Here is a 10,714-nt window from a genome sequence, read left to right as displayed (position 1 = left end):
GCGCACAACGCACCCAGTCGCAGTCGTCCCGCCATCACAAGCCTCCCCCGTTGCTCCGACACCCTCCAGGCCCGCGACCGAGGTGCTCGCCGCCGCAGTACATCCTCATCACCGCTCTGCGTCGCGGCATTCCGCCACCCCGTCAGCCATCTCGGCCGCCGCATCCATGTCGGAGTCGTCTCCCGTCCCTGTCACCGCCGCGGTCACCCCCACCCGTTCCGTCGCCGAGAGACCGAGGAACACGTCCGTCAAGCACGCCTGCTCCGCCGCTCCCCCGCCGCCCCCGAGCTGGCCGGCAAAGACGTCCGCCAACTCGAGCGCGCGCCCGCAGTCCGCCACCAACGATGCCGCTCGACCCGCCACCCCAGCTCCCGAACCGGTCAGCACCGCGGCCAACTCGGGCTGCTGCTCCAGCCGCAGGCGCACACACCGGCGCTCGGGGCCCGACATGTCCTCCGTCTCGACCACCACCTCGACCGCCGAGTCCACCAACGCTGCATCCGTCACCGCATCCGGCTCTGGCTCCCCGAAGGTCGGTGACGACCCTCGATCGCCGCCCCCGTCGCTATTGCACGCGGCGCACCCGACGACCAGCATCACCGCAAGGAGCCATCCCCAACGCAGCCGAGCCTCTGCTGCCGCGTCCGATTCCTTCACCAGATGACCCACCCGCCCGCCGCCGCGCCCATCATGAGAGGGAACCCCCCCCCCGCCGCGGAAGTCAATAGACAGCCGCGTACAGCGACGAGCAGCGGCGACGCTGCCGCCGGCCGGGCCAGCGAGGTTGCCTTGCCCTCAACACCCGCAAGTCGTCGACATCGCCGAGGTGCCCGCCGCGACCGGAGGACCTAGCGGCCCCGCGGCATCGGCCACCAGCCCGGCCGCGGGGAGGACCACGTCAGGGTCGCCACCGCACACGCGTCGATCGATGGCCAGTCACTGGCGACCGCGCCCCATCAGGCCGCCGCCTGTCAGGCGTCGAGGAAGGCGCGGAACCAGTGGCCGGAGTCCTTCACCACGCGGGCCTTGGTGGCGAAGTCGACGTGGACGAGGCCGAAGCGGGGGCGGTAGCCGAGGGCCCACTCGAAGTTGTCCATGAAGGACCAGTAGAAGTAGCCGTCGACGGGCATGCCGTCGGCCTTGGCCCGCGCCACCGCGCCGAGGTGCTTACGCAGGTAGTCGATGCGGCGCAGGTCGTGGACGCGGGCGCCCTCGCCCTCGCCCTCGACCTCGTCGGGGAACGAGGCCCCGTTCTCGGTGACCACGATCCGCGGGCATCGGTCGTAGCGGGCGACCACCTCGATGGCGTCGTAGAGCCCCTGGGGGTTGTTCCAGTGGCCCATCTGGTCACGGTCGGTGCCCTTGGGGAGGGGCAGGCGCAGCGGCAGGCCGCCGAGGACCGGGACGGGGAGGGCCCGCATCGCGGAGTAGTACTGGGCGCCGATGAAGTCGAAGTCGACCGTCATCGCCTCCTCGTCGCCCGGGCGCACGTTGCGCTCGATCTGGGCGACGAACGGGCCGGCGTCCTGCGGGTAGCCCATCCCGAAGTTGGGCTCGAGGAACACGCCGTGGGCCATGGCGTCGGCCTTGCGCCTCGCCTCCTGGAACAGGCCCATCGGGCTCGACGTGTGCATCGGGCTGATGACGTGGGTGGTGCCCACCGTCGCGTCGGGCACACGGGCGCGGATGGCCGACGCACCGGCCGCCTGGCAGAGGTTCACGTGGTGCACCGCCGCCGCCGCACCCTTGAAGCTGAGGATGCCGGGGGCGTGGGCGCCCATCAGGTAGCCGCCGTACACGAAGGACAGCGGCTCGTTGAAGATCATCCAGTGCTTCACCCGGTCGCCGAGGCGGTCGGCGAGCACGCCGACGTACTCCTCGAACCAGCCGACGACGTCCCGGTTGGCCCATCCCCCCTTGTCCTGCAGGGCCTGGGGCAGGTCCCAGTGGTAGCAGGTGAGCCACGGCGCCATGCCGTTGGCGAGGGTGGCGTCGACCACCCGTGAGTAGAAGTCCAGGCCGGCCTCGTTCACCCGGCCGGTGCCGTCGGGCAGGATGCGGGGCCACGACACCGAGAAGCGGTTGGCGTCCACGCCGAGGCCGCCCATCACCTCGAGGTCGGACTCGTAGCGGTGGTAGAAGTCGCAGGCCTCGTCGCCGTTCTCCCCCGTCAGCACGGTGGGGATGGGCCGCCGGGTGCGGTGGGTGAAGGTGTCCCAGATGGAGGCGCCCTTGCCGTCCTCGTCCCACGCGCCTTCGATCTGGTACGACGCGGTGGCGACGCCCCACGTGAAGTCGTCGCCGAAGTCGCTGGCGGCGAGGCCGAAGAGGTCGGGCGCGGTCTGCTCGCTCATGGCGGTGACCGTACTGCCGACGGGGTTTGGATGGAGACAGCGACCCTGCGACCGACGCACGCCCGTCTCGCCCGCCTCGCCGGCGCCTACGCCGGCCCGGAAACGGTGTACAACGAGGCCGGCGGGGCCGTGGGCGAGGCGACGGGACGCTTCCGTACCAACATGGGCCTGGGCGGGCACTTCCTCGTCATGGACTACCAGCAGGAGCAGTTCGGCTCCATCACGCGCCTCGTGCACGCGGTGCTCGGCTTCGACGCCGCCAGCGACCGCTGCACGCTCCACTGGTTCGACGACCACGGCGAGGACCCGGGCAGCCCGGCCCTCGGCGACTGGCACGGTGACGACCTCGTGTTCGAGCGCGTCACCACGCGGGGCAGGGTGCGCCTCGCCTTCGGCGCTCCCCTCGCCGACGGCGACGCACTCACCCTGCGGGCCGAGTCCTCGATCGACGGCACCAACTGGTCGCCGGCGATGCAGGGCACCTACCGCCGGGCCAACTGGGACCGCCGCAGCCGCTGAGGCCCGCCCGACGCGATCGTCGGACGGGACCCCGAAGCGCCGCCCTCGGGATCAGCAGGCGCACTCCAGGACGTCGCGCGGGTCGGGCAGGGTGATGCCGGCGGGACCCACGGCCACCAGGCCCTCCCCCGGGAGGGTGATGGACCGTCCACCTTCCCGGCCCGGGTGCATCACCACCACCCGGGCCCGCTCGGGCTCGGCCAGCAGCAGGCTGCCGCGCGGTTGGGCGCTCATGGCCTGCACCGCGGTGCGGGTCGTCCAACCCCGCAGGACCGTCCCCGCGTCGGCGTCGACCACGTCCACCCGTGGGCGGCCCTGCCCGCCGGAGCCGGCCACGTACACGGCGCCGTCGGCACCCACGGCCGCGGCGGTCGGCCAGCGTGGGCCGAGCTCCTCGTGGACCGGCCCCACCATCAAGGTGTCGGTCGCGACGGTGACCACCGTCGAGCGACCGCCTGAGCTGAGGCCGTCGAAGCCGGGATCCACGACGGCGAGCGTCCCCCCGTCGGGGCTGATGGCCATCGGGCCGGTCGCCATGGCCTCGACGCCGATCGGGTCGGGCAGCAGCAAGCAGTGGGCCCAGCCCTCCTCCAGGTCGAGGATGTGGACGAAGGCCCGTCCCCGCTCGGTGTCGGTGCCGTGCAGCCCGTCGGGCACCCCGGCAGGAACGCTGTAGAGCGTGTAGAGGCGGCTGCCGTCGGGGGCCATCACCCGACCCCGGGCCGAGCCGCCCATGACCGCGCCCGGTCGGATGTCGACGCTCTCCACCCCGCTCACGTCGCCTGTGGCGAGGTCGAGCTGGCGCACCTGGTACCCCGTGGGCGCCTCGGCGGGGACGTACTTGATCAGGTACAGCCGGTCCCCGTCACGGGAGAAGGCCTCGGGCTCGTAGTTGCCCCGCAAGGTGTGCGCCTCCACCTCGGCGCCCCGTCGGGCGATCGAGAGGGTCGTCTCGGTGCGGGGCGCCGGGTAGCCGGAGGTGGTAGACGACCCCGCCACCGTCCCGGCCAGCACCACGGCCCCGCCGTCCTGGGACGCCACGATCGGTGACAGTCCGGCGGCGACGGGCTGGCGCCACTGCTCGTCACCCGTGCGGGCGTCGAGGGTCACGAGCGAGGCGCCGCCACCGGGGCCCGGGACGGCCTGGAAGAGGAGGCGACCGTCGATGCTGCCGACCGCCCGCCGGGCCGAGACCGCCACCTCGGCGCGGTCCACGTCCACACTGACGACCCGGTCGCCCGATCGAGCGAAGGCGAGCGGCGACGGCACCACCGCGGCCCGGGGTCGGACGCTCGCACGTTCGCTCGCCGCCACCGTCCCGAGGCCGACGATCACGCCGGCCACCAAGAGGGCGACCAGGCCCACCATCCCCGTTCGCACCACCACCGTCGATCGCTGCACGGCCACCTCCTCGTCGTCGGGACGCTCGGTCCACGTCATCCGCCCTTCCCAGGAGGAGACGCCGGCCGGGGCCCCGGAGTTCGCTTCGGGATCCGGAAGGTCCGCGTCGAACCATCGCGGCGCCCGGAGCGTCTCCTCTCGCGTGGACGCGCGACGCACAGGTGCCGGTGGACAGGCCCGGGCCGGGACGACACGATGACCCCAGGCGCTCCCGTGGGGTGCGCCGGTGAGGGGACGGCGCGTGGAGGAGCCCTCCGAGGGGCTGGTACGGGCGGCGGCAGCGGGCGACGACGACGCGTTCGCCTCCCTCGTGCACCACTACGAGGACCACGTGCGGCGCTTCCTCGTGCACTTCCTCGGCGACGCCACCCTCGCCGAGGACGTGGCCCAGGACACCTTCGTGCGCGTCTACCGGGGGCTGCCCTCGTTCGCGTTCCGGTCGGGGCTGTCGTCGTGGGTCTTCCAGATCGCCCGCAACTGCGCCGTCGACGCGCTCCGCAGCCGCCAGCGCCGCGACCGCGTCGTCACCGCGGTCACGCCCGCCCGTATCGAGGAGGGCACGTCCCGCGACCCGGTGCCGTCGGCCTCGGCGGAGCTGGCCGCGGCCATCGCCAGTCTGAGCGACAAGCTGCGGGAGGCCCTGCTGCTGGTCGAGGTCTACGGCCTGACCTACCGGGAGGCCGGCGAGGTGCTGGGCACGGCCGAAGGCACCGTCAAGAGCCGGGTGCACCAGGCTCGGCGCCAGCTCGACCGCTGGATGGCCACCGAGGAGGCCGCCCGTGACGTGTGACCACGTCCAGGAGGTGCTGTCGGCCGCCTTCGACGAGGCTCCGGGCGACGCGCCCGGCGACGGGACCGAGGTCGCCGAGGCCCGCCGCCACGCCGACACGTGCCCCGAGTGCGCCCGCTTCGCCCGCCACGCCGGGGCGGCCAGGGCACTCCTGCGCCCCGCACCCCGCGAGCTCGGCACCTCCGGTCATCCGGACGCCCCGTCCCCCCTCGCCGCGGCGGTGCTGGCCCGGGTCCGCCGCGAGGACGCCGCTGACGGCCAGGAGGGCGAGGGCGCCGAGGTCGGGACCGTCGCTGGCCGCCGGGCGCGCCGGCGGCCCGCCGCCCCGCGGCGGCGTCACCTCCCGGCGGCGGCGGTGTTCGTCGCCGCCGCCCTGGGGGCCGCGCTCCTGGTGCACACGTCCACGTCCCCCGAGGGACCCGGGGTGGCCGAGGCCGACCTCGCCGACCGGGTCGACGCCGCGCAGCACGCCGTCCACGACCTCGACGCACGGCTGACCGTGGTCGAGCACGGCTGGCACCCGGCGGTCCCCGAGCGCCGGTTCGACGGGCGCCTCGGCTACGCCGCCCCCGAGACCCTGCGCCTCGAGCTGCGTGACCACACGGAGTACCCCGCCGGCGCCTGGCGCCCCAACGACCTGAACCTCACCGTCGACGAGGACACCTGGACGGTCACCGGCCTCGTCGACTGCCCCAGCCCGGCGCAGCCCGACTGCACGCCCACCGCCGGCGAGCACCGCACCCTCGTCGGTCGGGAGCCGTTCTCCGCGGCGGCGCCCGCGCCCCTCGAGCTGGTCATGCCGGTCCAGAGCTTTGCGCTCACCGGCGCGCTCGAGACCCTGCCGCCGGCCGAGGTCGACGGACGCCCGACCATCGGCATCGAGACCACCGCGGCGCAGGTCGGCCCTCTCCTCGACGCGCTCCGCCCCACCGGGAACCTCCGCGAGGCCCATCCGACCGACCCGGTGCGCCTGCGACTCGACCGCGACACGCTGGTCCCCCTGCGCGTGACGGTGCGCGCCGGGGACGATCCCGAGCGCGCCGCGTGGGCCGCCGATCGCGGGTACACCGACGTCGCCGGCCGACCCGTCCTCGATGTCACCGTCCACGACCTGTCGGTGAACACCGGGAGCGAACCGGCGGTCACCGCCCCGGGCGCGGCGTCCACGTGGCCGCCGAGCGTCTCGGACGGCGGGTTCCGCGACCGCCCGGTGGCCGAGCGCGAGGTGCCCGAGCCGTCGTCGCTCCCCGACGGCCTCACCCCGTACCGCACGGGGCGGACGGAGACCCTCGAGGGGCCCACCGTGTCCACCCGCACGTGGACCGACGGCCGGGCGTGGTTGGCCGTGTCGGCCACGACGTCGTGGCCGGGCGGCCGCCTGTTCGGCGACCTCGGGGGTCTCGTCCGCCGCCTCGACCTCGGACCGGCCGGGGTCGGCTACCTCGGGGAGCGCGGCGATCGCGTGGGCCTGCACACCGAGGGCGTGGACGTGGTGGTCAGCGGCAGCGTGGGCCGGGAGGACCTGGTGGCGGTCGCGTCGCGGCTGGGCCTGCAGGGGGTTGACGTCCCACCGTCGTGGGCCGAGGCGGCCACGGCCGACATCGCCACCGCGCGGGCGGCAATCGACCCGCTGCTCCTGCCCCGGGGCCTCGACGGATTCGGCGCCCCCGCGCTCCGCGTCGAGGGGCAGACGGTGATCGCCGCCTTCACGGGGGCGGGTGACCGGGCCTTCGTCCTGGACCAGGCACCGGCGGCGAAGCTCCCGCCGCCCGTCGTCGCCGGTGACGTCCAGGCGGTCGCCGTCCGGGGGACGTCCGGTCGCTACCTGCCTGCACAGGGGATGCTCGAATGGTTCGAGGCCGACCGGGTCTACCGGCTGCGCAGCTTCAGCCTCTCCCGCGCCGAGCTCGTCGGCGTCGCCGCACTCCTGGAGCCGGGGTGAGGCGCGCGCTGGCGCTGCTGGCGATCGCCGTCCTGGGCGTCCTCGTCGGTGCGGGCGTGACGCTGACGGTCCAGGCCCGGGAGGGCGGCGCCGCGGGCGACGGAACCAGAGCCGCAGCTCGCGAGCCAGTCGACGGGACCGACGCCGCGTCCCCCGACCGAGGCGACCCGGGCGACCCGGGAGCGGGCGCCGAGGTTCCCGCCTCGGCCGGCGCCGCTCCGGTCGGTGCCCACCCACCGACCGTGCTCGTCTGGACGGCGAACGGGCTCGACCCCGCGCTGGCCACGCGAGTCGCGGGACTGGCTGAGGTGGCCCGCTCGACCGTCGTCGAGGGCGACCTGGTGACCGCCCCGGCGCCCGCCGCTCCCGCCGGCATGGTCCTCGGCCTGGACGCGATCGCCGTGGACCCCGCCACCTACCCCCCGTTCGCCGAGCCGGCCGACCGCGACGCGCTCCGGCGCCTCGAGCCCGGCGACGCGGTGGTCGGCGCCACCTCGGCCGAGCTGCACTCGTGGGGCCCGGGGGACGTCGTCGCCCTCACCACCGGCGCCACCGTGCGCGTCACCGCCGTGGTCGCCGACGCCTCGGTGGGGGCCGCCGAGCTGGTCGTCCCCACGGGCGGGGCCGTCGCCGCCGGCATCGACACCGACAGATACGTGCTCGCACGGCCCCGCCGCACCGCCGACGAGACGGCGGCCGCCGTGCGCACGGTGGCGGACCCCGCCCGACCGCCCCGAGTCCGCGTCGAAGGCCAGACGCCCTACCTGCGCCACGGCGACTCGGTGCTCCCCCAGTCCCGGATCAAGGCCACCTTCGGCGAGTTCGCCTACGTCCCCCCGACGAGCGGGCGCGACCTCGTCCAGGACCCGTCCTGGGTGGCCGACGAGATCGTCTCGGCGGACGTTCCGGTGCTGGGTCGGGTCCGATGCCACCGAGACCTCGTGCCTGCCCTCAGCGGCGCCCTGCGCGAGCTCGCCGACCGCAACCTGGCCGGACTGATCCAGAGCTACGACGGCTGCTACAACGCCCGACTCGTCACCGAGGGCGGCTCGATCTCGCGCCATGCCTGGGGCGCCGCCATCGACCTCAACTTCAGCGGCAACCGGACCGGCACGACGTCCATCCAGGACCCGCGCCTCGTCGAGGTCATGGGTCGGTGGGGGTTCGCGTCCGGCGACGGATGGCTCGTGCCCGACGCCGGGCACTTCGAGTACATCGGCCCGCCGCGTCCCTAGGAGCCGGCGGTGCGGCGGGGCACGGGGAAGCGCCGCTCCTCGCACGGGGCGAGCTCGACGACCTCGCCGGCGATGCCGACGGTGATGGGCCCCGCGTTCGGGTGGGCGGTGACCGTGCCGTGCCCGTCCTCCAGGGCCACGGTGACGGAGCTGCCCCGGTAGCCCACGTTGAAGCGCAGCCGGGTGATCTCGGGCGGGAGCGCCGGCTCGATCCACAGCACCCCGTCGCGCGGGGCGACGCCGCCGTAGCCGCGCTGGACGAGGTCGGCCGTGCCCGCCATGGCCCCGAGGTGGATGCCTTCGCGCACCGTGCCGCCGTCGCCGCCGCGGAGGTCGCTCTCCATGGCTTCGCTGAAGAGGGGCCACGACGGCTCGATGCCGGCGCGTACCCTCAGCCAGGTCTGGACCACGCCGCTCAGGCTGCTGCCGTGCGAGGTGCGGGCCAGGTAGTAGTCCGTCGTGGCGCGCAGGACGTCGTGGTCGACGTCATAGCCCAGGTGGCCGAGCAGGGCGATCACCTCGTCGGCCGACAGCAGGTAGAGAAGCATCAGCACGTCGGCCTGCTTCGACAGCTTGTAGGCGTTGGTGGTGTCGCCCTCGGCCTCGAGCACGCGGTCGAGCCGGCGGATGTCCCCGTAGCGCTCGCGGTAGGCGTCCCAGTCGAGCTCGGCGAGCTCGCCGTAGCCCTCGAACTGGCTGATGACGCCGTCGTGGAACGGCACCCGCAACCGGCGGCCGATCTCGTCCCAGGACGCGAGCTCGGCGTCGTCGATCCCCAGCTTCTCGTGGAGCTCGGCGACCCGGTGGTCGGTCAGCACGTCGGCGAGGGCGACGGCCTTGCCGAGCACCCAGGCCGCCATCACGTTCGTGTACGCGTTGTTGCGAAGCCCGGGTCGGTCCGCGCCGGGAACGGCCTCGTGGTACTCGTCGGGGCCGACCACCCCGTCGATGTCGTAGCGGCCGTCCGCAGGGTCGAGCACCGCGGCGCTGGCCCAGAAGCGGGCGATCTCGAGGAGCAGCTCGGCACCGTAGAACGAGAGGAACTCGTAGTTGTGGGTGGCGTCGTAGTACTGCCACACGTTGTAGGCGATGGCGATGTTGACGTGGCGCTGGAGGTGGGAGCCGTCCGGCAGCCATCGCCCCGAGTTGGGGTTGAGGTGCCAGGTCTGGGTCTCCTCCTCGCCGTTGCTCCCGCTCTGCCAGGGGAACATCGCCCCCCGGTACCCCGCCGCCGCGGCCGCGCGGCGGGCCTCGGGCAGGCGGCGGAACCGGTAGAGCAGCAGGCCGCGGGTGAGCTTGGGGAAGCGCAGGTTGAGGTACGGGAAGATGAACAGCTCGTCCCAGAAGATGTGGCCCCGGTAGGCCTCGCCGTGCAGGCCCCGAGCGGGAACCCCGACGTCCAGGTCGGCGCTGTTCTTGGTGACCGTGGCCAGCAGGTGGAACAGGTTCACCCGCAACGCGATCTCCGGCGGCGGCTCCTCGTCGCCGTCGTCGATCTCGATCTCGATGTCGCCCCGCTTCCAGACGTGGGCCCAGTGCACGGCGTGGCGTCGTTCGAGGGTGGCTGCGTCCGGTGCCGCCTGCACGGCCCGCACCGCGTCGATCCCGGTCTCGCTGATGGCCTGGTCCCGAGACGTGAACAGGGCCACCACCTTCTCGACCTCGACGGGATGGCCCTCGACGAGGGTGAGGGTCAGGTCGTGGGCCAGGAAGCCGGGCTCGTGCAGGAGGTGGCGGGGTGGCTCCGGCACGCCCCCGTCGCCGTCGAGCACGCGCGTGCGCGTCGCCACCGCCACCCGCACCTGGGACTGGGTGGTGGCCACCTGGACGAGGAGGGTCTCGTCGTCCACCGCCTCCTCACCGACGGGCAGGAGGTGGGTGGACGACAGCGACCGGTAGCGCTCGACGTTGTCGTTGGTGACCCGACCGTCGACACCCGAGCGCACCACGAGCGGCCCGCTCCAATTCTCGGCCGTGAACGTGGTGACGAGGGCGCCCAGGTGGTGCTCGTCCAGGTGCACGAAGCGACGCTGGTCGACCCGGAGGACCCGGCCGTCGCCGTCCCGGAAGCGCAGGTGGCGGCGCAGCACGGCCCGGTGGGTGTCGAGCTCGACCACGTGGTCGAGCAGGTCGGCCTCGTCCAGGCGGAACCAGTCACCGTCCGCGACCCGAAAGCGCAGCAGGAGCCAGTTGGGCAGGTTGACGAGGCTCTCGTTGGTGACGGCGCGGCCCTGCACGTCGTCCTCGAGGCGGTTGAACACGCCGGCGGCGTACGTGCCGGGGTAGTGCACCCCGTCCGCCTCGGCCTCCGGAGCCGCGCCCCGCACGGAGAAGTAGCCGTTGGCCAGGGTGCACAGCGCCTCCCGACGACCTTCGTCGTCCGGGTCGAAGCCCTCGAAGCGCAGGCACCAGTGGCCCTCGGGTGGTAGCTCCGGGATGATCCCGCCGCCGACGGTGGTCATGGTCGTTCCTC

General features: G+C 73.9%; 8 protein-coding genes. 4 read left to right on the top strand and 4 right to left on the bottom strand.

Annotated elements, in window-relative coordinates:
* Positions 1 to 108 precede the first annotated feature (108 nt).
* Both JNK12_00275 and JNK12_00270 read right to left on the bottom strand, forming a co-directional pair.
* Entirely contained in the window at positions 109 to 657 is a 549-nt protein-coding gene (locus tag JNK12_00275) for a hypothetical protein (GenBank protein ID MBL8774325.1), read from the bottom strand.
* 314 nt (positions 658 to 971) lie between these two features.
* Positions 972 to 2,354, bottom strand: a complete 1,383-nt coding sequence (locus JNK12_00270) for a beta-glucosidase (protein MBL8774324.1) — start codon at positions 2,352 to 2,354, stop codon at positions 972 to 974.
* 30 nt (positions 2,355 to 2,384) lie between these two features.
* Between JNK12_00270 and JNK12_00265 the strand changes: the two genes are divergently transcribed.
* Positions 2,385 to 2,873, top strand: coding sequence for a DUF1579 family protein (locus tag JNK12_00265; GenBank protein MBL8774323.1), 489 nt, complete (start codon positions 2,385 to 2,387; stop codon positions 2,871 to 2,873).
* 51 nt (positions 2,874 to 2,924) lie between these two features.
* Here JNK12_00265 and JNK12_00260 read toward each other — a convergent pair whose 3' ends face one another.
* Positions 2,925 to 4,313, bottom strand: coding sequence for a hypothetical protein (locus JNK12_00260; GenBank protein ID MBL8774322.1), 1,389 nt, complete (start codon positions 4,311 to 4,313; stop codon positions 2,925 to 2,927).
* A 202-nt stretch (positions 4,314 to 4,515) separates the two neighbouring features.
* On the opposite strand from JNK12_00260, the gene JNK12_00255 reads away from it, so the two are divergent.
* The 3 genes from JNK12_00255 to JNK12_00245 are packed head-to-tail and all read left to right on the top strand — an operon-like array spanning position 4,516 to position 8,241.
* Positions 4,516 to 5,064: an RNA polymerase sigma factor gene (locus tag JNK12_00255; GenBank protein MBL8774321.1), complete on the top strand. Its 549-nt coding sequence runs from the start codon at positions 4,516 to 4,518 to the stop codon at positions 5,062 to 5,064.
* Positions 5,054 to 7,006, top strand: coding sequence for a hypothetical protein (locus JNK12_00250; GenBank protein MBL8774320.1), 1,953 nt, complete (start codon positions 5,054 to 5,056; stop codon positions 7,004 to 7,006). Before JNK12_00255 ends, JNK12_00250 begins: the two co-directional genes overlap by 11 nt.
* Positions 7,003 to 8,241, top strand: coding sequence for a M15 family metallopeptidase (locus tag JNK12_00245; GenBank protein MBL8774319.1), 1,239 nt, complete (start codon positions 7,003 to 7,005; stop codon positions 8,239 to 8,241). The genes JNK12_00250 and JNK12_00245 overlap by 4 nt, the downstream gene beginning before the upstream one ends.
* On the opposite strand, the gene JNK12_00240 is transcribed toward JNK12_00245, so the two are convergent.
* Entirely contained in the window at positions 8,238 to 10,703 is a 2,466-nt protein-coding gene (locus JNK12_00240) for a glycoside hydrolase family 65 protein (GenBank protein ID MBL8774318.1), read from the bottom strand. The two genes, JNK12_00245 and JNK12_00240, sit on opposite strands and share 4 nt — an antisense overlap.
* Between the last annotated feature and the right edge of the window lie 11 nt (positions 10,704 to 10,714).

Source organism: Acidimicrobiales bacterium (genome assembly GCA_016794585.1).
In the GTDB taxonomy this organism is placed as follows: domain Bacteria; phylum Actinomycetota; class Acidimicrobiia; order Acidimicrobiales; family DATDAH01; genus JAEUJM01.
The sequence above is the reverse complement of the archived record's forward strand: the minus strand, read 5'-3'. Positions and strand labels throughout refer to the sequence as shown.